Here is a 20,367-nt window from a genome sequence, read left to right on the forward strand (position 1 = left end):
TTTGAAGAACACCTGTCGGGACACCGAAGTGGCCGGGAATACGGGTCGGTTGCGCAAATGCTGAGGCAGATGGGGGTTCTGGCGCGTATCTGCGTACGCAGGAACGGCAGACCCGGATGTGCGGGCGGCGCAGCGGCGAGTCAGGATGGCCCGAAAAGGCAATACTGGCGAGCACGCACGGCACCACCGATTCCAGGACCTACCGGCACCACCGTTTTCCAGGACCCACTAGGAGTCATCCGCATGAGCAACTCAGCCCAGATCGGCGTCACGGGACTCGCGGTGATGGGCCGCAACCTCGCCCGCAACTTCGCGCGCAACGGCTACACGGTCGCGCTGCACAACCGGACGGCGGCACGTACGCACGCTCTGGTCGAGGAGTTCGGGACCGAGGGCGACTTCGTCGCGGCCGACACCGCCAAGGAGTTCGTGGCCGCGCTGGAGCGGCCCCGCCGCCTGGTCGTCATGGTGAAGGCCGGTGAGCCGACCGACGCGGTGATCCAGGAGTTCGCCCCGCTCCTGGAGCCCGGCGACATGATCATCGACGGCGGCAACGCGCACTTCGCGGACACCCGGCGCCGGGAGCGCGAGCTGCGCGAGCAGGGCATCCACTTCGTCGGCATGGGCGTCTCGGGCGGCGAGGAGGGCGCGCTCCTCGGCCCGAGCATCATGCCGGGCGGCCCGGTCGAGTCGTACGACTCCCTCGGTCCGATGCTGGAGAAGATCTCCGCGAAGGCGGCGGACGGCACCCCCTGTGTGTCGCACGTGGGTCCGGACGGTGCCGGGCACTTCGTGAAGATGGTCCACAACGGCATCGAGTACGCCGACATGCAGCTGATCGGCGAGGCGTACCAGCTGCTGCGCGATGTCGCCGGGTACTCCCCCGCGCAGATCGCCGGCATCTTCCGCACCTGGAACACGGGCCGCCTCGACTCCTACCTGATCGAGATCACCGCCGAGGTGCTGTCGCACGTGGACGCGGCGACGGGCAAGCCGTTCGTGGACGTGGTGGTGGACCAGGCCGAGCAGAAGGGCACCGGCCGCTGGACCGTCCAGATCGCCCTGGACCTGGGCGTGCCGGTGTCGGGCATCGCCGAGGCGGTCTTCGCCCGCTCACTGTCGGGCCACGCGGCGCTGCGCGAGGCGTCGCGCGGGCTGGCGGGCCCGACGGCGACCCCGCTGAGCGAGTCGGAGGCGGCGGCCTTCGCCGACCGCGTCGAGCAGGCGCTGTACGCGTCGAAGATCGTGTCGTACACGCAGGGCTTCCACGAGATCGCGGCGGGCGGCGCCGAGTACGACTGGAACATCGACCTCGGTGCCGTGTCCGCCCTCTGGCGCGGTGGCTGCATCATCCGGGCGGCCTTCCTGGACCGTATCCGCGCCGCGTACGACGCGCGGGCGGACCTGCCGAGCCTGCTGTCCGACGACACGTTCGCGCAGGAGATCGCGGCGGCGCAGGACGACTGGCGCGAGGTACTGGTCGCCGCGACCCGCCAGGGCGTGCCCACGCCGGGCTTCGCCGCGGCCCTCGCGTACTACGACGCCCTGCGCGCGGAGCGCCTGCCGGCCGCCCTGACCCAGGGCCAGCGCGACTTCTTCGGCGCGCACACCTACCGGCGCACGGACCGCGAGGGCTCGTTCCACACGCTGTGGGGCGGGGACCGGTCCGAGGTGGCGGGCTGAGAATCGCCGCCGGCGGTACGGCGTGACAGTGGGCGGCCGGGTCTCCCCCGCCGCCCACTCGACGTCCCCGTTCCGCATCAGGACAGCGGCGGCCCCGGTGCCGGGTCGGGCATCGACTTCGGGGCCCGAGGCGGCTGGACAGAAGCCCGGGACAGGGGCCCTGGTCGCCCACTCGACGTCCCCGCCTCCGTCCCCGTTCCGCATCAGGACAGCGGCGGCCCCGGTGCCGGGTCGGGCATCGGCTCGGGGCCCGGGGGCTGTGGAACGGGGGACGGGGCGGGGTCAGGGGGCGCCGGAATCGGCCCGGGGGCCGGATGCGGGTCGGGGGCCGGATGCGGGTCCGGGAGGGGGCCGGGGGTGGGATCGGGGATGGGGCCCGGCGGTACGGGGTGGGGATACGGGTCCGGTTGCGTCACTGTGTCCTCCAGCCAGTGGGTACGTACGTCGGCTCTGGACTTCTCCCCCGCGTACCCGGCGCACCCGCCCCCACTCACTCCGTCGCACTACGCGAGCGTGACCAAGTGGGTCACGGAGTCACCGTCACCCGGTCCCGGCGGCCCGCGTCGCCGCCGCGCCCGCCGCCAGGCCCGGCCGGGGACTGGACAGCACCGGCACCGCGGTCGTCGTCAGCAACTGCGCCGGGGTCATGGAGGCCTGCGCGAGGATGATCACGTCGGCGCTGTCGCCGGGGATCGAGTCCACCGCGTCGGCCACCGCCCGGACGTAGCGCCCCGTGTCGCCGGCCTGGAAGAGGGCCCAGGCGCCGTCCACGAACAGTCTCCGTACGTCGGCCGGAAGCCCGGCGCGCCGCGCCTCCTCCTCGACCAGGGCCACCGTGGGCCCGAACGTGCTCTCCGAGGTCGCGACGACGACCACCCTCGGGCCGGCGGCCACCGCGGCGGCGGCCATCGGACGGTCGACCCGCAGCACGGGCACGCCGACCTCCTCGGCAGCGGCCTCCGAGACACCGCCGATGGAGGAGCAGGTGCAGAGCACGGCGACGGCACCACCGGCGACGGCCTGCTCCAGGACCTTCCGCACGTCCCCGGCCACGGCATCGGGTCCTTCCGCGCGGGCCCTGGTCAGCAGGTCCTCGTGGACGAAGTGGGCAAGTTCCAGGCCCGGGTGGTCCTCGTCGCGCAGGGCGTCGAACACCGGGACGTGAAGGGGCGAGGTGTGCAGCAGGGCGAGCATGGCGAGGAGAGTCTTTTGTCGGACGTCAGAAGACGTCAGAAGCGGTCGGGGTGCGCCGCGAGCCACTCCCTGGCGGCACGGAGAAGCTCGGGGTCCGCCTCCGGGGCCTCGGCAGGATGACGCTCGGCCCACTTCGCGACGTACGGGCACAGGGGTGCCACGACGATGCCCTCACGGACGGCCATGACGTACATCTCGCGGGCGAGCGAGCCCGCGATGCCCTTTCCCTCGTGCGCCGGCTCGACGATGGTGTGGACCGGGACCAGCGCACGTCCACGCGCGGCCAGCACGAAGTACTCGACGTGGCCCACGACTTCACCCGCCGCCAGCGCCTCCAGGCGGCCCGTCGGCCGGTCGTCGCGGATCTCGATGTCGCTCATGAGCACTCCTCGTCGGGTCATCGCATCGCCGGATGCGCCGTCTCGCCGGACGGTCACACCGTGACCGCCTGCGGGCTGCGCTCCTGGTCCGAGCCCGGCACCGGCTCGGCCGGGTCGGCGCCCAGCGCCACGACGCGGTTGCTCTGGTCCACATGGACCACCCTCGGCCGCAGCGCCCGCGCCTCGGCGTCGGTCACCTGAGCGTAACTGATGATGATCACCAGATCTCCGGGATGGACGAGGTGGGCGGCCGCCCCGTTGATCCCGACGACACCGGACCCCCGTTCGCCCTCGATGACGTACGTCTCCAGCCGGGCGCCGTTGGTGATGTCGACGATGTGCACGAGTTCGCCGGGCAGCAGGTCGGCTGCGTCGAGGAGATCGGCGTCGATGGTCACGGAGCCGACGTAGTGCAGGTCGGCCTGGGTGACGGTGGCGCGGTGGATCTTGGACTTGAACATGGTGCGCAGCATGAAGAAGCTCCCAGTTTGTCTGCTCCCTGCCTGCTTCTTGCAGGTCAAGGGCGTCCACCGGAGAGTACACGCGGGCCGGTCCTGGTACCGGAGAGGGTGTGCCCGGTACCAGGACCGGCCGATGCGCCGGGTGTCGGTTGTGCGGGTGCGCGGCCCGGCCGGTGGGAGTGTCCGGGGCGGAGCCGGGCTCCTGATCAGGCGAACGGGATGGTGAGGACGGAGCCCGTGCCCACCTGAAGGGCGGACGGGCCGTTGCCCAGTGCGCTCCAGACCTCCACGCGGACGGTGCCGCCGTCCAGGTCGCCCAAGGTGCCCGAGGCGGAGCGCAGCCCCTGCCGGGCCGAGGAGTACTCCTCCCAGCCGGGGATCGGATCGGTGGCGAAGTAGCGGAACGTCTCGACACGGTCGAACGTGCCGTCGCCGGTCAGGTCGTACGACACCCGGGCCTGCTGGGCGTACCCGACGGAGGTTCCGGCGTCCACCTTGAACGTGAAGGCCGTGCCGGAGCCCGCTTTCAAGGCGCCCTTGACGTTCTTCACCTCGTAGACGAGCGGGTTCTTCGGCGTGCCGTCGTTGTTCGTGCCGCCGGCGGACGGGATGGAGTCGGAGGAGCCCGTTTCGGCCGCCCGGGTGGCGAGCTCCCCGCCCGACCGCAGGTGGAAGGTGTCGCCCGTGACGTACGGCGGCGGAGCGTCACCGGTGGTGGTGACGGTCACGGTGCCGCTCGCCGGACCGACCTGGTCGGCGGTGTCACGGGCCTTGACGCTGTACGTGTACTCGGTGCCGGGGGTCAGCCCGGTGTCGGTGTACGTGGTCCCGGTGACCGTGGCGGCCTTCGTGCCGCCGCGGAAGACGTCGTAGTTCCTGATGCCCTTGTCGTCGGTCGCGGCGTCCCAGGTCAGCTTGACGGAGGTGTCGGTGACGTCGGTCGCGGCCGGGGTGCCGGGCGCGGTGGGCTTCTCGTCGGCCGGGGGCGGCTCCTCACCTCCGTCCGAGGCGCCGCAGAGCGTCCCGAGCCGGGTGTCGTCGCCCGCTCCGGACGCCGTCGACCTCGCCGGGACGGTCAGCACGCCGCCGTCGGAGAAGAGCACCGAGCACTCCTCAGATCCGTAGTTGTGCGCGGCGTACGTCCTGGTGCCGTTCTTGTCGAAGGCGACGGCCGTGGGCATGTTGGCCGTGACGGTCATGTCCGGCGCACCGATGGAGTTCATCGTGCCGACCCAGTGATAGGTGTGGGCCTTGGTCTCGCCCTCCTCGGGCACGTAGCCCCCGTTCCACTGGTTCCAGGCCGCCATGGCCTCGGCCGGGTCGTACAGCGCCTGGACCTGCCAGAAGATGTCGCGCCACTCGACGGCCGGGCCGTCGTTCTCCTCCTCCATCTCGGCCACGCTGCGGCGGAGCATGTCCTTCTCCCTGGCCAGGTGCAGCGAACCACCGGTCACGGGAAGGAAGTTGATGCCGTGGATCTCCTCGGGGTTGGCGGTCCACCAGGTGGCGTAGGCGCCACCACTGCTCCAGACCATGCCGACGACGTCGTGGGTGAAGTCCTCGGGGTAGACCTGCTGGTCGGTGTCGAACCAGTACTGCGCGATCGACTCCGACTCGGCCGTCATCATGTAGACGCCCTGGTCGCGCAGCTCCTTGTCGCCCATGGCCGAGCCCCACATGATCAGGCCGGCGCTGAGGTTGATCGACTCCGAGGACGACTCCTGGTTGTTTCCGGCGGCGAACGCCTCGTGGCCGGCGGCCCAACTGTGGCCGGCGTAGACGTCGAAACCGCGCAGGAACGGGTACTTGGCGTCGTCCCTGGCCGGGTTGGCGGCGTCCTTGATGAGTTCCTCGACCATGCCGCCCCACTCGGAGTCGGCGGCCCACTGCGGGTCGTACTGGGCCACGATCGCTGCGGCCATCACGTAGTACGAGTAGTGGAAGTGGTGGTCGTTCAGCTCCTGGTCACTGCCGTAGGAGGCCGGGTAGCCGATGAGGGTGCGCCAGTCCTGGTCGTAGGAGAACTCGGACGGACCACCGACGGTGAACCACTCCTCCATACGCCCCTTGATCAGCTGCAGGAGCTTGTCGCGGTTCGCCGTCTCGCCGATCTGGTCGGCGATCGGCACGAGTTGGGCGAGCTTGCCCAGGGCCTTGCCGGTCCAGTAGGTGTCGGCTGCACCGCTGAACGGATCGCCCTGCGTCAGTACGTCGCCGATGTAGGTCCTGAGCTTCGCCTCGTCGACGCCCGGGGCGCTCGGCAGCCCCGGCAGGACGCCGTTCACCTTCTGCGTGGTGGTGAACGACGTGCCCTCGCGGACCTTCATCTCGCCGCGCGAGGAGACGTAGCGGTGGTCGGTCAGCGGGTCGGAGGTGTGCAGCCACTGGTGGCGGTAGAGCGCCTGGAGGGTGCCGGTCTCCTCGCCCTCCTTCGCCTCGGTGGTCAGCGTGTAGGTCGCCTTGACCTCGCCGTCGCTCTCGCGGTAGTCCCAGTCCACCTGGGAGCCGGTCACGAAGCTGAAGGCGTACTTCCCGTAGTCGGCGAGCGCCTCCTTGCCGGGGAGGACCGCCAGGGAGAAGTAGTCCCTGGGGCCGAGGTCGGCCCGGATCTCGTTGCCGGAGACGGTCCAGTCGCTGCCGCTCGGGGCGAACAGAGCGTAGTGGTGGCCGGAGATGGTGACGCCGAGGACGTTGCCCTGGTCGGCGAAGACGGCCGGCGGGGTCGCCGCGCTGATCCGTGCCGCGCCGCCGGTGCCTTCCGCGTAGACGTAGGGCAGACCGTGGCCGATGGTCGCTCGCAGGGTGCGCGCACCGTCGTTCCAGTACGGAGTGACGGTCCAGTCGCTCCACCCGTCCGCCTTGGCGTCGGGCGAGTTGAGGCCCGCGAGGCCGAGGGTCAGGTCGGCCTTGTGCGGGAACTCGTACTGGCGGCCATCGCCCACGATCTGATGGGTGGTCGGGTAGCCGACCTCCAGACCGCCGGACACCGCCTTGTAGGTGAGGGGGTGTCCGTACATGTTCTCCGACCACGGGTTGCCGGCGAACCGCTGGAAGACCAGCGAGGACCACCAGTCGTTGGTCGGCACGGGCTTGTCCGCCATGGCGGGCGTGACCTTTGGCTTGACCGGCTGGCCACCGTTGTCGGAGGGACCCTGCCTCCCGGCCGGACGAACGTCGCTGTAACTTCCCTTGCCCACCTCGATGGTGGCGGCGAAGGCGACGCCGCCACCGACAGTGGCCGCCAGACCTGCGGCGGCCACGGCGGCCGCCGACAGGAGCGCCGGACATCTACGGAATCTCATGCGCAACCCTTCTGAGAGCGCTCTCAAGACGCGGGTCAACGTAGGATCGCGACAACGGGCGGTCAATACTTCGGGCAGGGATCAGTTCGGTGCGGGCGAGGGCCGGTGACACCCTGAAGACCAAACCGCCGGTGCCCGGGCGGCCCGGCGGCCGGGTCCTCGTCGACCGCTCCGCGGCGCGACAGACCCTGTCACCCACCACAGGTCGGCAGCGCGGGATACCGTCGGGCCCGCTGCTGACCATTGGCTGACCCGGAGGCGGCGATCCCACTTCTGAGCTGCACAGATGGTCAGGCGCTGCATCGTGGACTTGAACTCACGCTGCCCCATGGCTGACTTGCCCGATATCCCGGCAGATCAGGCGTTGCCTCACTCCAACCGCCGTTTCCCGACCGGCTGCTGTTCTGCTACATGTCAGACGCTTTACCTCCCTTTCGATTCCTGCGTTACAGCAGCACCCGGGCGGAAGCTCCAGCTCCGACGTGTCGGCCCCTACCCCCTAAATTCCGAAAGCGTCCCTCAGCGGCTTCGCGCCCTCGTCATCCGCGCAGCAGGTCACCGGGCCCCACCTGCGCGCACAGAGGTGGCTCCGTTTCTCCCTCGTATGCCAGATGGAGTTCACGTCGTGCCCGGGTTGCCAGAACGTAGTACGTCATGCGCAGGGCGGCCGAGGTGGGATCGACCGCCGCGTCCGTCTGCGTGTCGGGGATGACGACGGTGTCGAAGCCCAGCCCTTTGGCACTCGCCCGGTGGACGAGCACGATCCCCGGGCGGTCGAGGTCCAGCGTGCGGTAACGGCCTTGTTCCGCTCGGGCCCGGGAGGTGTACAGCTGTGGTTTGAGCCGGGGTGCTCTGCGCTCCAGACTGCCGAGCAGTGAGAACTGGGTGGAGGTGGAGCTCACGATCACGCCGATGCTCTGCCGCGGGTGCCTCTGCGCCAGAAGGATCAGCAGGTCGGCTGCGCCGTCGTGCGGCAGACGGTGCAGTCGCGGGGGCGGCCCTTCGCGTTCGCATGATGGCCCGTTGGACCGCCAGGAGGCTCTTGCCGCTGCCGGGCGGACCGCTGATCAGGTGATTGCCGTCGAAGGGAAGGCCGTCGAGGCAGGAGCGCTGTTCCGGTACGAGGTCGAGGCAGGTGAGGGTCACATCTCCTCCAGGGCATCCACCGTTTCCCGACACAGGCCCGGACGTCCCGGACGACGTCGACGAGGAGATCAGTCTGCTCGACGAGATAGCCGACGCGGGCGGACCCGACCTCCGCTGAACCTGTGTCCGGTGACGACAGAGGATCAGGGACCCCAGGGCGAGTACTGACGACCCAGATGCTCAGGAACAGGGATGTGCGGGCGGCGGCCCGGCTGGCCGAGGCGCTTGGAGACCCGTGGCCGCGTCGGCGCCGTTAGCCTGTCGGTATGTCAGAGCGTGTCATGCCCGGTCGCGCGGACGGCCTGATCACCCTGGATGCCGCTGACGCTCTGTGGGTCGATCTGACGGCCGACAGTGCTGTGCCGACGGCGTCTGGGGCATGCACCTGCTCTCCTGCCCGTGCCCGGGTGGGGTACATCCTGCTCGGCGGCCATGTGGTGGCGACGGTGGGGGCGAGCAACGGTCAGTGGAGCGTTCCGGAGGTTGAGGTGCGCCGGGCGGCCGCGGAACTGAACGCGGTGGGGATGGATCGGCAGGACCTGGTCCGCATCGGTCCGTTTCGTGGGGCGCCGAGGCAGGAGTGCGACGAGGAGACGCCGCTGCGTTGGCGCCGGCGCATCACGGGGGAACTGCGGGAGCCGGACGGCCCCGAGCGGGCAGCGCGACGTGAAGTCGGCCGGCCGTACCATCTGGCGGGGATCGACTGGCGACAGATACTCGTGGAGCAGACCCGCGAGGGGACACAGCGCACGTGGTGGCTGCCGCGCGCTGTGGTCAGGCTGCTGGACGCGGCCGAGCACGCCGAAACGCAGTGGGTGCAAGCCACACGGACCCGCCGGGCAAGCGCAGCCGCCGCCGAGCCGCCCTCCCACCCCCGGCAGGCCCGAGACGCCGACGGTCGGCAGACGACGAGCCCCGAGGGCCCCACCGCCTCACCGCGCCCGTACGACAAAGAGCTGGAAGGCCAGCTGTACTCGGTGCTCAGCAGGAAGCCTGGGACCTCCCGCAGGGTGGCCGGGTGGGTGTGCGCCGTCTGCCGCACCGCGCCCGCCAGCGTGCTCGACCACTGCCACGAACACGGCTACGTCCGCGCCCCCGTCTGCCAGTCCTGCAACACACAGGAACGCCCCGACCACCTGTACAGCAACGACATCCGCGTGGCGAACCGCTACACACGCCTCTTCCACACCGACACCGACGACTGGCTCCGCCACTGGCACCGCTGCCCCGGCTGCCGCGCACGCACCACCCTGCCCCTGCCGCACCTCGCCGCATGGACCGCCCACATAGCCTGCCGATCACTGCGCCCGACCCACCGCGCCCCCCGCGGGCGCAAGCCCTGCGGTGTCCTGCGCGTGTCCTGGACGGGCAGTCAGAACGCGCCCCGTTCCTGCCTGCTCACTGTCGCCGTCGACTTCTGCCCCTCCGGCGAGCACCGTGTCCTGGCGCGAGTCCCCTACCGCGAAGCCGCCGAGCGGTTTCGTGTCTGGTTGGCCGAGACGGCCCCCGCCGTGGCCGCCGCGGCCGGCCCCGACCGCCTGGACGGCCTCCCTGCCCAGTCCCGGCCAGTCATCGCGGACACCGGCGGCGAGGGCCTGGCACTGTTCTGAGCGAGCACCGGGAGACCTGACACCCCAACGTCACCTCGCAGCCGCCGGCCCCCGGCACCGTCACCCCGCACGCCCCGGCGAGATGCGCAGCAGGTCGATTTTCCCGCGGCCCGGCAGCGGTCTTCCTCGTCTCGACTGGCTCGCACCTCCTTCGGCCAGCATCAACGAGAACTGACACACCGTCATTGCCTCAGTCTGTGCCGTGGCCTCCGGTGCGGCGGTCGCCGTACGGCCTCGAAGAGCCGTTGCCCGGCGAGGCGACGGCCGTGGTCCGACCGTATGTCGTTCTCGCTGAGCGGGAGTGTGAGCGGGCGTGGCAGCGGCAGCGCCGTGTCGTCATGGTCATGGCCGCCGACTTCGGCATCGACCTTGACCGGCATGTGACCGGCGCTGAGACGGTGGCCCGATGAGCGAGCAGGACGAGCGTTCCGAGACGGTCCCGGAAGGGACGCGTGTGCCGGTGCGTATGTGTGTGCGCTGCCGTGCGATCACCGATACACCGGTCGTCGTCTCCGAGGTGCACCAGGGCTCCGGCCCCGGCTTCACGGTGTACGCGTGCCGGGACTGCGCCCCGCACTTCCCGCGCGTACCGGATGTGCTGCCGCTGCCGCCCGCGTCCCGCCGCAGCGGCGGCGAGCGGCAGGCGCACGGTGAGGCCCTCGGCCCTCGGCCCTGGCCCGGTGCACGAGGGTGCCGTCAGACGCGCGACGTGCCCCGGCCCGGGGCGGTCGGTCTCCTGCCGATGCGGCGCTGCCCGCAGATCCTGCACCTGCTTGAGGTCACCCACAGCTCTCCTGCGGTGAGCGCCGGCCCGGCGGCCGGGTGAGGGTGTCGGCCCGGCTCGAACCCCTTCTGCGGAGCAATCTGCGCACCCGCCTCGTGGAGGACGGCTTCCGTGAGACGCCCCGCCCGGACTATCCGCTGGAAGCACTGCGCGAACTCTGCATGAATGCCCTCATGCACCGGAACTACGAGACCTCGTACGCGCCGACCCGCATCGTGTGGTTCGACGACCGCATCGAAGTCACCAACCCCGGTGGCCTTTCGGGCAGGTCCGGGACGACAACTTCGACCGGGTCACCGACTACCGCAATCCGTCCCTGGCCGCCGCGACGAAGGGCCTCGGCTATCTGCACAGGTTCGGCCGGGGCATCGGCCGGGTGAGGAAGTCGCTGGAGAGCAACGGCAACCCGCCCGCCGAGTTCCAGGTCGACGACGCGTCCTGGGCCGTCGTCATCAGGAGGGCCGCATGACCTCCAGCGCGCTGTTCAACAACAAAGGCGGTGTGGGTAAGACGACCCTCACCTACCACCTCGCCCACATGATCAGACGACTCGGCTTGAGCGTGCTGGCAGTTGATCTCGATCCCCAGGCCAACCTCACGTCGATGTGCCTGGAGGAGACCGAGATCGAAGAGCTGTGGGAGGACTCCTCAGAGCTCACCGACCAGGGCGCGGCCATGGCGGGTCTGCCGTGCACGGGACGGGTGCGTAACGGCCAGACAATCGCCGACGCCGTACGTCCCATCCTGGAGGGCACGGGCGACATCGCGGTCGTCGAACCGGCCCGGCTCCAGCCGGACCTCTGGCTACTACCGGGCAGTCTCGACCTGAGCCGTTCGAGGACAAACTGTCCAACGAGTGGTCACGCGCCTACGCGGGCGATGTCGCGGCCATTCGCACGTCCACGTCGTTCCACCGCATCATCGAGCAGGCGGCGCGGGACGTGGACGCCGATATCGTGCTGATCGACGTCGGCCCCAACCTGGGTGCCATCAACCGGGCGGCGCTGATCTCGGCCGACACCGTGCTGATGCCGCTGGCGCGGACCTGTTCTCTCTGAAGGGCCTGAGCAACCCGGGCCCGGCGCTGCGCCAGTGGCGCACCGACTGGCAGTCCCTCGTCCTGCCCAGGGTGCCCGCGTTCAGAGCGCTTTCCGAAGGAGTCCTGGCCAAGGTCGCAGACCTCGACCGGAGTACTGGTGAGGCGTCGACGACTGACGGGGGTTGATCCTCGGCGGCTTCCTCAAGTGCGTTCGTGCGATGCCGGACGTCGTCTACGAAATCTGCGACTACGCCGAAAACGCCAGTGCCCTTGAACTTCGTCGGACGGGTCTTGTTCAGCCTCGGATACTGGGCGGCGAGGCGCGCCTCGACCACCGTCGTCCGGTCGGCGAGGGCCAGCGCGACACTGCGGCCGCGCATCCCCTCCCCGTCCGCTTCGGTTCCCTCCTCGGCGGCGGCCCTCGCGGTCCGCTGGGCGGCGCCGATCCGTGCGGTCACCTCGCGGATGAAGCCGAGCATCCAGGAACGCTTGTAGGCACGCGCGTCCTCGCCCTCCGGGCGGTGCAGACGGTCCGCGCGGTCCGCCGTCGAGCATCTGCAGGCGCAGGCTCGCGAACAGCACCTCGGTCGCCTGAAGGTCGGCCTCGACGCCGAAGAGGTGGACGCGGTGCCGGTTGTTCTTGCCGCCCGGATACACAGAGCGGCAGCGCATCTCGTAGCCGATCCGGCTGAGCAGTCGCCGTCCCTCCTTGACGTAGGGAGGGTACAGATCGACGATCCGGTCCACCGGTCGGCCCGGTTCGGCCACGTCGTCGAGCATCGCCTGTTCGATGCCGTACTTGGCCATGAGTTCGGTGGCCTTGTCGAGTTGAAGTGCTCTCCCGGCTTCAGCCGGGAGAGCACTTCAAAAGCCGAACTACCTGCTCCAGGCCGAGCCGAAGATCGGCTCGCACATGATGCACGAGCTGGTCCACTCCTACTTCGGCAACAGCGTCAGCCCCGCCACCTGGGCCGACCTGTGGCTCAACGAGGGTCACGCAGACTTCTACGGACCGCTTTACCGCTACGAGCGCGGCTGGGCAGACTCCATCGGCCTGACCACGATGGAAGCCCGGATGAAGGACACGTATGCGCGCGGCGACCAGTGGCGGCGCACCTCCGGGCCGGTCGCGGCACCCGACGAGGCCAACCTCTTCGACAGCCAGCGCTATCTGGGCGGCGTCCTCATCCTCTACGCGCTGCGTCAGTTCGTCGGTGAGGCCGCCTTCGGCACGATCGAGCGCACCTTCCTGGACCGCTACCGCAACGCCTCGGCGACGACCGAGAACTACATCTCGGTCGCCTCCGAGGCCGCCGGCCAGGACCTCTCCGGCTTCCTGCGGGACTGGCGGTACGGCACGACGACACCGCGGATGCCCGGTCACCCGGACTGGACGGTCACCCCGGTGCCTGCGTCACTGTTCGCGCCGCAGAACCGTGGGAACGGCCATCGCGACAACTCCGCGACTCTCTGAACCGAGGCGGCCGCAGGAGTTACCTGTCGAGCAGGGCGGACACCGGTCCGCCCTGCTCCACGCCGAGCCCCAGGTCGGGTGCCTCGTGTCCGCCCCGCTGCTGCGGAATGACCACCGCGGCCTGCTGAAGTGCGACCGTCCGCGCGGGCGCCGGGATGCTGATGCCCTCCGCCCGGTAGCGCCTGTGCAGGCGCTTGATGAACTCGTGCTTGATCCGGAACTGGTCGCTGAACTCGCCGACCCCCAGGATCACCGTGAAGCCGATCCGGGAGTCGCCGAAGGTGTGGAAGCGCACCAGCGGCTCGTGCTCCGGGACGGCGCCGGTGATCTCCGTCATCACCTCGGTCACGACCTCGCAGGTGACCCGCTCGACCTGCTCCAGGTCGCTGTCGTAGGCGACGCCGACCTGGACCAGGATCGTCAGCATCTCCTCGGGGCGGTTGAAGTTGGTCATGTTGGTCCCGGCGAGCTGCCCGTTCGGGATGATCACCAGGTTGTTGGAGAGCTGACGGATCGTCGTCTGACGCCAGTTGATGTCGACGACGTATCCCTCCTCGCCGCTGCTCAGCTTGATGTAGTCGCCGGGCTGGACGGTCTTCGAGGCGAGGATGTGGATGCCCGCGAAGAGGTTGGCGAGGGTGTCCTGGAGGGCGAGCGCGACGGCCAGACCGCCGACGCCCAGGGCGGTGAGCATCGGCGCTATGGAGACGCCCAGCGTCTGGAGCACGACCAGGAAGCCCAGGGCCAGGATGACGACCCTGATGATGTTGACGAAGATCGTCGCCGATCCGGCGACCGCCGACCGGGACTGGGTGACCGTACGCACCAGCGTGCTGACCACTCTCGCGATCGTCAGCGTCGTGACGGCGATCAGCAGGACGGTCAGCGTCTGGTTGACGTTGTGCCCGACGGTCTTCGTCAGCGGCAGCGCCGCGGCGGCGGCCGCCGCGCCCCCGGTGAACGCCGACCACGGGACCACCGTACGCAGCGCGTCCACGATGACGTCGTCCCCGCTCCAGCGGGTGCGGTCCGCGTGTCTGCCCAGCCAGCGCAGCAGCATGCGCAGCAGGAAGGCCGTCAGCAGGCCCACGGCGAGGGCGATGCCCGCGACGACCAGATCGTCCACGGTGAGTTCTCGCTTCACCGGTCACCTCCGAGGAGTGGATCCGCGGCGCTCCGCGCCACCGACGGCCGGATGTGAAGTCTCGTCACTTGCCACCTGTTCGAATGTGCGAAAAGTCCTGAATGTGCGATCATCGTCCGGACGTCCGTACGAAGTCCGACGACCGCTCATCCTGCCGTATCCGGCCGACCGTTCGTCACCGAGCGGTGGGGAAACCGCCATTGGGCAGCTCAGGCGGGGAGCGCATCGCAGACGTCCGCCGGGTGCACCTCCCATGCGGGGAAGGGGTCTTCGTACGCCGTGTGTGCCAAGTCAGCTGTGTCCGTGGCCAGTTCCGCCTCCGTCAACAGGCAGCGCGACAGTGCGAGGCGCAGTGACTGGCGGCGCAGGTCGGTGCCGATGAACACCAACTCCTGGCCCTGTACGGGGGATTCGTCACCCATGGCGATCGGCTCGAAGCGGGCCACCGAGCCCGCCTGCGACCACAGGCCCGTGGTGCCGGGGCGGGAGGCGAGGGTGAAGAAGCCCTTGGAGCGCAGCACTTGGCCGTAGTCGCCCGCGTCGAGCGGACCGGTGAGCAGGCCCCAGAGGCGGCCGGGGTGGAAGGGGCGCGGGTCGCGCAGCACGAGCGAGGAGATACCGTACTCCTCCGTCTCCGGTACATGGTCGCCGTTCAACTCGGCCACCCAGCCCGGCGCCTGCTCGGCCTTCTCCAGATCGAACAGGCCCGTGCCGAGGAGTTCGGCGGGGTCGATCGTGCCGCGGACCGAACGGTGCACGCGGGCGGCCGGGTTGAGGCGCCGCAGGGTTGCCTCCAGGCGGTCGGCCGTCTCCTCGGTGACGAGGTCCGTCTTGTTGAGGAGGATGACGTCGGCGAACTCGATCTGGTCGATGAGGAGATCGCTCACCGTGCGCTCGTCGCCCTCGACGGGGGTGATCCCGCGCTCCACCAGGTCGTCGCCGCGGTCCAGTTCCGGCAGGAAGTTCACCGCGTCCACGACCGTGACCATGGTGTCCAGGCGGGAGACGTCCAGCAGGCTCGCGCCGTCGTCGCGGGCGAAGGCGAAGGTGGCCGCGACGGGCATGGGTTCCGAGATTCCGGACGATTCGATGAGCAGGTAGTCGAAGCGGCCGGCGCGGGCCAGCTTCTCGACCTCCCCCAGGAGGTCGTCCCGGAGTGTGCAGCAGATGCATCCGTTGGTCATCTCAACCAGCCGCTCCTCCGTACGGGAGAGCGCGCCGCCGTCCCGGACGAGGGACGCGTCGATGTTGATCTCGCTCATATCGTTCACGATGACCGCGACCCGCAGGCCCTGACGGTTGCCGAGAACGTGGTTGAGCAGGGTCGTCTTGCCCGCGCCGAGGAAGCCGGAGAGCACGGTCACGGGCAGGCGGGGGTCAGCGGAAGTGGTGGGCATGCCTCCGCACGCTAGCTTATTGGAAACGATTTTCACAAACGGCTCCAGAAGTGCCGCCCCACGGCGGCCCTCAGATCACCTTGAGCCGCACCAGCGCCCCCAGCGTCAACGCCCCCGGCAGCAGCGGCACCCAGACGGTGATGATCCGGAACGCGAGCACCACCGCCGTGGCGACGGCCACCGGCCCGCCCGCCGCGACCAGGGCCACGATCAGCGCCGCCTCGACGGAGCCGATACCGCCGGGCGTGGGGATCAGCGCGACGGCGACCGTCGCGGCGAGGTATGCGAGCGCCATGTGCCAGGCCGGCACCGGCAGCCCCAACGCGGTTCCCACCGCGGCCAGTCCGGCGGCCTGCAATGCCGGGAACGCCAGCGAACCGCCCCACAGTGCCAGTGCCCGGGAGGGCCGCGTGTGCACGGAACGGGCCTCACCGAGCGCCGTGCGAAGGAAGGAAAGAGCGGCCGCGCGCAGCCGCCGTACGCACGCCAGCGCGCCCGCAGCCGCCACCAGCAGCACGCAGATGCCGAGGAGCAGCGGGCCAAGTGCCTTGCCGGGAACGAGACTTCCCAGGCGCAGGGCATGGGGGAACGCGACCAGCAGCGCGGCGAGCAGGCCCAGCCGGCCGATGACCTCCGCGAGCAGATACAGGGCGAGCGCCGCCGAGGAACGGGCCAACGGCAGGCCGCACACCGTCATGAAGCGCAGGTTGACCGCGTTCGCGCCGAGCCCCGTCGGCAGCAGATGGTTGGCCGAGCCCGCCGCGAACTGCGTGGCGAGCAGCCGCAGCCTGGGCAGCCGCTCCACGACGGCGCCCTGCCGGCTGACGGCCGCGGCCACCCAGGTCAGACAGGTCGCGCCGGCCGCGGCCAGCAGCCAGGGCCACTTGGCCGTCGCCAGATGGCCGAACCCCTCGCCGAGCACATGCCGGTGGCGCACCGCGAGAACGGTCACGAGGAGGAGCGGGAGCAGACACAGGATCTGCCGCACCGCTATGCGTCGGCGCCGGGCCGGGGAAGGAGGAACCGCTGTCACAACTGGAGACGTTCTCCGCACCGCAACAACACCGGGTTGCGGGCACACGGCCGCGGGCCGACGCGCCGGGCAACGGCACGAGGGGCCGCGGTGCAGACCCCCGGTACCGGCCTTGACCTCAAGGTCGCTTGAGGTCCTACGGTCACTGGCATGAGTATGGAGACCACAGCCTGGACGCAGTTGTACAGCGTCATGAACGCCCAGCAGGAGCGGCGCCCCTTCGCCCGCGCGACCCTGCGCCGCATCGCGGAGTTCGCGCGCCCGCACCGCCGCCGCATCACGCGCTTCGTGGTGTTGAGTGTGCTCACCGCGCTGCTCGCCGTCGCCACCCCCGTCCTCGCGGGCCGTGTCGTCGACACGATCGTGTCGGGCGGCGACGAGAGCACGGTCGTCCGGCTCGCCCTGCTGATCGCGCTCATCGCGGTCGCCGAGGCGGCCCTCGGCATTCTCGGCCGCTGGCTCTCGTCGACGCTCGGGGAGGGGCTCATCCTCGATCTGCGGACGGCTGTGTTCGACCATGTGCAGCGCATGCCGGTCGCCTTCTTCACCCGTACCCGTACGGGAGCACTGGTCTCCCGGCTCAACAACGACGTCATCGGCGCGCAGCGCGCGTTCAGCAACACCCTGTCCGGTGTGGTGAGCAACTTCGTCACGCTGGTGCTCACGCTGGCCGTGATGCTCACCCTGTCCTGGCAGATCACCCTGCTCGCCCTGGTGCTGCTGCCGGTGTTCGTGATCCCCGCCCGGCGGATGGGCAGCCGGATGGCGAAGCTTCAGCGTGAGGCCGCCGACCTCAACGCGTCGATGGGCACCCGGATGACCGAACGTTTCTCGGCCCCCGGCGCCACCCTCGTCAAGCTCTTCGGGCGGCCCGACGAGGAGTCCGCCCAGTTCGCGGCCCGAGCCCGCCGGGTACGGGACATCGGCGTACGGACGGCCCTCGCGCAGTCCGCCTTCATCACCGCCCTCACGCTGGTCTCGGCCCTGGCCCTCGCCCTGGTGTACGGGCTCGGCGGCTGGTTCGCGCTGCGCGGCACCCTGGAACCGGGCGCGGTCGTCGCGCTCGCCCTGCTCCTGACCCGCATGTACGCGCCGCTCACGGCGCTCGCCGGGGCGCGCGTCGAGGTGATGAGCGCCCTGGTGAGCTTCGAGCGCGTCTTCGAGGTGCTCGACCTGAAGCCCCTCATCGAGGAGAAACCGGACGCCCGCGAGGTCCCCGAGGGCCCGGTCGCGGTGGAGTTCGACAACGTCCGCTTCGCCTACCCCGCCGCCGACCGCGTCTCCCTCGCCTCCCTGGAGGAGGTGGCCGCCCTCGACACCCGAGGCGGCACCGAGGTCCTGCACGGGGTCAGTTTCCGTGCCGAACCCGGCCAGACGATCGCCCTCGTCGGTTCCTCCGGCGCCGGAAAGTCGACGATCGGACAACTCCTGCCCCGCCTGTACGACACCGACGAGGGTGCCGTACGGATCGGCGGCGTCGACGTCCGCGACCTGAGCGCCGCCTCCCTGCGCGCCGCCCTGGGCATGGTCACCCAGGACGGCCACCTCTTCCACGACACAGTGCGCGCCAACCTGTTGCTGGCCCGTCCCACGGCGACGGACGGCGAACTGTGGGCGGCCCTGACCCGGGCCCGCCTCGACGACCTGGTCCGCGCCCTGCCCGACGGCCTGGACACGGTGGTCGGCGAACGCGGCTACCGTCTCTCCGGCGGCGAACGCCAGCGCATGACCATCGCGCGGCTGCTGCTGGCCCGCCAGCGCGTCGTCATCCTCGACGAGGCGACGGCCCACCTGGACAACACCTCGGAGGCGGCGGTCCAGGAGGCACTGACGGAGGCTCTGGCCGACCGCACGGCCGTGGTGATCGCCCACCGCCTCTCCACGGTCCGCGCGGCCGACCTGATCCTTGTGATCGAGGCCGGACAGATCCTGGAACGCGGCACGCACGACGAACTGCTGGCACTGGACGGGCGCTACGCGGAGCTGTACCGCACGCAGTTCGCGCAGCGGCCCGGGGAGCGGGCGGAGGTGACGGAGGCCGCATAGCGACGGGGCCCGCGGAAACGGGGCGCGGACGTCCCGGGCTTTCCGTAGGCGCTCGTGCCGTCTCGGAAGGCCAAACTGCCGGTGACAGCTCGACGAAGGCGGAGCGGCGGCGCATCGCCGCGTCCACGAGGGCGATGGACCGGTCGGCGGTGTTCGTCGTGCCGATGACGAACAGGTTCGGCGGCAGCGCGAAGTCGTCGCCGGAGTAGGTCAGCCGCACCGACTTGTTGCGGTACTCCAGGAGGAAGTACAGCTCGCCGAAGACCTTCGCCAGGTTGGCCCGGTTGATCTCGTCGATGATCAGGAAGTGCGGGATGTGCCGGTTGCCCTCGCGGGAGGCCAGGTCGGCGAGTTCGGGCAGCGGGCCCGCGGTGAGCCGGAAGGAGACCTCCCTGGTCTGCGGGTCCTCCTGGGGCCGGAAGCCCTCGCAGAAGTCCTCGTAGGCGTACGGCGGGTGGAACTGCACGAGTTTCACCTGCTCGGGCCCGCCGCCGAGGAACTCGGCGAGCTTCAGCGCGAGGTAGGTCTTGCCGGTGCCCGGAGGGCCATACAGGACCAACTGCCGCTCGTCCCACAACAGATCGCGTACTTCGCGCAGCCACTCGGTGCCGTGTACGAGGAGTTCGCCGGCCAGCTTGTCGGTCGGCTCGGGCAGCTCCAGCTCGCGGCGGGCGGTGATCGCCGGGATCTTTATACTGGGGTCCCGCTCTATGGCCTCCGCCTCCTCGACCAGCTCCTCGTCGGTCAGGCCGAGACCCTCGATGTGGGCCTGGACCGAGGCCAGGTCGACGACGTCATGCTGGATGGACAGCTTCTGCTGGAGCTCCTCCGGAAGTTCGTCGTACGGGTGCCCGGTCGGCTGCCGTCCCACCGGGCGGCGCAGGTTGGACCGCCGGTCCTCGGACTCGGTCTGCTCCACCTCACCCGTGATCTCACCGACGTACAACTTCCCGCCGGAGATGGTGCACACGGTGTCACCGGGCTTCATGCGGGAGAGAAAGGCGTGCTGGTCCTCGACGAGCTGCTGCTTCTGGCTGTACGTGGCGGTCGACTCGTAGTCCATTTGGGCCAGGGTGCGCAAGGAGAGCGCGGCGGCCACCGAGGAGGAGGCCCGCGTCTACCTCTGATCTTGGCCAGTGCTCCGCCCTTCGGGACTCTGCTGAGAAATGCGTGATTCGGGTGGTCAGGCCGCGAGCATCAGGGCTTCGAGGCGGGAGGTGCGGGTACCGCCGAGTGGGGTGCCGGTCAGCCATCGGCCGATGCGGATGAGGTTGAGTGCGGTGGCGGCGAAGACGTGGCCGAGGCGGGTGGTGGCCAGGTTGCGGTAGCGGGTGCGGCGCAGGGTCGCCGTGCCGTCGACCAGTTTGCTCGTGGCGTCGTAGGCGAGGTCGAGGTAATAGGCGGAGACGCGGTAGCCGTCGTTGCCCAGGCTCGGGAAGACGGGGTCACCGAGGGTCTCCGGGCCCGGAGCGGCGGCATCCTTCGCCGAGGCCGCCTCGGACGTTCCCCCGGACGCCGCGTGGGCCGAGGGAGCCAGGGTCGTGGCCGAGCAGGGCTGCCGCAAGGACCGTCAGTCTGGTGCGACATCTCATGGTTCGCTTCACTCGGGCACCCGGGTGGTCAGGTCCGGGCACCGGTCCGGGGTGGGATCTACCCCCTGGACCACAGGGTCCG

At 70.1% G+C, this 20,367-nt stretch carries 18 protein-coding genes and 2 pseudogenes; 9 read left to right on the forward strand and 11 right to left on the reverse strand.

Annotated elements, in window-relative coordinates:
• Positions 1–243 precede the first annotated feature (243 nt).
• A complete protein-coding gene (gene gndA / locus RB628_RS13805; RefSeq protein WP_318320682.1) occupies positions 244–1,683 on the forward strand; it encodes an NADP-dependent phosphogluconate dehydrogenase in 1,440 nt (479 codons plus the stop codon).
• 540 nt (positions 1,684–2,223) lie between these two features.
• Here gndA and RB628_RS13810 read toward each other — a convergent pair.
• The 5 genes from RB628_RS13810 to RB628_RS13830 form a co-directional block, all read right to left on the reverse strand.
• Positions 2,224–2,877: an aspartate/glutamate racemase family protein gene (locus RB628_RS13810; RefSeq protein WP_318320683.1), complete on the reverse strand. Its 654-nt coding sequence runs from the start codon at positions 2,875–2,877 to the stop codon at positions 2,224–2,226.
• Between the two features lie 35 nt (positions 2,878–2,912).
• The gene (locus tag RB628_RS13815) at positions 2,913–3,257 is read right to left on the reverse strand and encodes a GNAT family N-acetyltransferase (RefSeq protein WP_318320684.1); all 345 of its coding nucleotides are present in this window, start codon (positions 3,255–3,257) and stop codon (positions 2,913–2,915) included.
• Positions 3,258–3,310: 53 nt separating this feature from the next.
• The gene (panD, locus tag RB628_RS13820; protein ID WP_318320685.1) at positions 3,311–3,730 is read right to left on the reverse strand and encodes an aspartate 1-decarboxylase; all 420 of its coding nucleotides are present in this window, start codon (positions 3,728–3,730) and stop codon (positions 3,311–3,313) included.
• Between the two features lie 194 nt (positions 3,731–3,924).
• Positions 3,925–7,020, reverse strand: a complete 3,096-nt coding sequence (locus RB628_RS13825) for a glycosyl hydrolase (protein WP_318320686.1) — start codon at positions 7,018–7,020, stop codon at positions 3,925–3,927.
• 539 nt (positions 7,021–7,559) lie between these two features.
• A complete protein-coding gene (locus RB628_RS13830; RefSeq protein WP_318320687.1) occupies positions 7,560–7,922 on the reverse strand; it encodes a hypothetical protein in 363 nt (120 codons plus the stop codon).
• Positions 7,923–8,155: 233 nt separating this feature from the next.
• Here RB628_RS13830 and RB628_RS13835 point away from each other — a divergent pair, with 233 nt between their 5' ends.
• The 6 genes from RB628_RS13835 (at position 8,156) to RB628_RS13860 (ending at position 11,523) form a co-directional block, all read left to right on the forward strand.
• Positions 8,156–8,284, forward strand: coding sequence for a hypothetical protein (locus RB628_RS13835; protein WP_318320688.1), 129 nt, complete (start codon positions 8,156–8,158; stop codon positions 8,282–8,284).
• A gap of 148 nt (positions 8,285–8,432) precedes the next feature.
• Positions 8,433–9,776 (forward strand): endonuclease domain-containing protein, encoded by a 1,344-nt coding sequence (locus tag RB628_RS13840; protein WP_318320689.1) that lies wholly within the window; start codon positions 8,433–8,435, stop codon positions 9,774–9,776.
• 197 nt (positions 9,777–9,973) lie between these two features.
• On the forward strand, positions 9,974–10,186 hold the full coding sequence (locus RB628_RS13845) for a hypothetical protein (protein ID WP_318320690.1): 213 nt from the start codon (positions 9,974–9,976) through the stop codon (positions 10,184–10,186).
• Positions 10,183–10,602, forward strand: a complete 420-nt coding sequence (locus tag RB628_RS13850; protein ID WP_318320691.1) for a hypothetical protein — start codon at positions 10,183–10,185, stop codon at positions 10,600–10,602. Before RB628_RS13845 ends, RB628_RS13850 begins: the two co-directional genes overlap by 4 nt.
• A 175-nt stretch (positions 10,603–10,777) precedes the next feature.
• Entirely contained in the window at positions 10,778–11,029 is a 252-nt protein-coding gene (locus RB628_RS13855) for an ATP-binding protein (RefSeq protein WP_318320692.1), read from the forward strand.
• Positions 11,026–11,523, forward strand: a complete 498-nt coding sequence (locus tag RB628_RS13860; protein ID WP_318320693.1) for a ParA family protein — start codon at positions 11,026–11,028, stop codon at positions 11,521–11,523. The genes RB628_RS13855 and RB628_RS13860 overlap by 4 nt, the downstream gene beginning before the upstream one ends.
• Positions 11,524–11,550: 27 nt before the next feature.
• On the opposite strand, the gene RB628_RS13865 is transcribed toward RB628_RS13860, so the two are convergent.
• On the reverse strand, positions 11,551–12,078 hold the full coding sequence (locus tag RB628_RS13865) for a hypothetical protein (RefSeq protein ID WP_318320711.1): 528 nt from the start codon (positions 12,076–12,078) through the stop codon (positions 11,551–11,553).
• A gap of 383 nt (positions 12,079–12,461) precedes the next feature.
• Here RB628_RS13865 and RB628_RS13870 point away from each other — a divergent pair.
• A pseudogene (locus RB628_RS13870) lies at positions 12,462–13,073 on the forward strand (M1 family aminopeptidase); the annotation flags it as partial.
• Positions 13,074–13,092: 19 nt separating this feature from the next.
• Here RB628_RS13870 and RB628_RS13875 read toward each other — a convergent pair.
• The 3 genes from RB628_RS13875 to RB628_RS13885 all read right to left on the reverse strand — a co-directional run bounded on the left by RB628_RS13875 (position 13,093) and on the right by RB628_RS13885 (position 16,647).
• On the reverse strand, positions 13,093–14,217 hold the full coding sequence (locus RB628_RS13875) for a mechanosensitive ion channel family protein (protein WP_318320694.1): 1,125 nt from the start codon (positions 14,215–14,217) through the stop codon (positions 13,093–13,095).
• A 209-nt stretch (positions 14,218–14,426) separates the two neighbouring features.
• On the reverse strand, positions 14,427–15,614 hold the full coding sequence (locus RB628_RS13880; protein ID WP_318320695.1) for a GTP-binding protein: 1,188 nt from the start codon (positions 15,612–15,614) through the stop codon (positions 14,427–14,429).
• Between the two features lie 70 nt (positions 15,615–15,684).
• Positions 15,685–16,647: a lysylphosphatidylglycerol synthase transmembrane domain-containing protein gene (locus RB628_RS13885; RefSeq protein WP_318320696.1), complete on the reverse strand. Its 963-nt coding sequence runs from the start codon at positions 16,645–16,647 to the stop codon at positions 15,685–15,687.
• Positions 16,648–16,803: 156 nt separating this feature from the next.
• Here RB628_RS13885 and RB628_RS13890 point away from each other — a divergent pair, with 156 nt between their 5' ends.
• Positions 16,804–18,693, forward strand: coding sequence for an ABC transporter ATP-binding protein (locus RB628_RS13890; protein ID WP_318320708.1), 1,890 nt, complete (start codon positions 16,804–16,806; stop codon positions 18,691–18,693).
• Between the two features lie 64 nt (positions 18,694–18,757).
• On the opposite strand, the pseudogene RB628_RS13895 reads toward RB628_RS13890, so the two are convergent.
• Both RB628_RS13895 and RB628_RS42595 read right to left on the reverse strand, forming a co-directional pair.
• Positions 18,758–19,753, reverse strand: a pseudogene (locus tag RB628_RS13895) (McrB family protein); the annotation flags it as partial.
• 123 nt (positions 19,754–19,876) lie between these two features.
• Positions 19,877–20,257 carry a hypothetical protein gene (locus RB628_RS42595; RefSeq protein ID WP_412180650.1) on the reverse strand — a complete coding sequence of 127 codons (381 nt, stop codon included), beginning with the start codon at positions 20,255–20,257 and terminating at the stop codon, positions 19,877–19,879.
• Between the last annotated feature and the right edge of the window lie 110 nt (positions 20,258–20,367).

The organism is Streptomyces sp. ADMS (assembly GCF_033441795.1).
Taxonomy (GTDB): domain Bacteria; phylum Actinomycetota; class Actinomycetes; order Streptomycetales; family Streptomycetaceae; genus Streptomyces.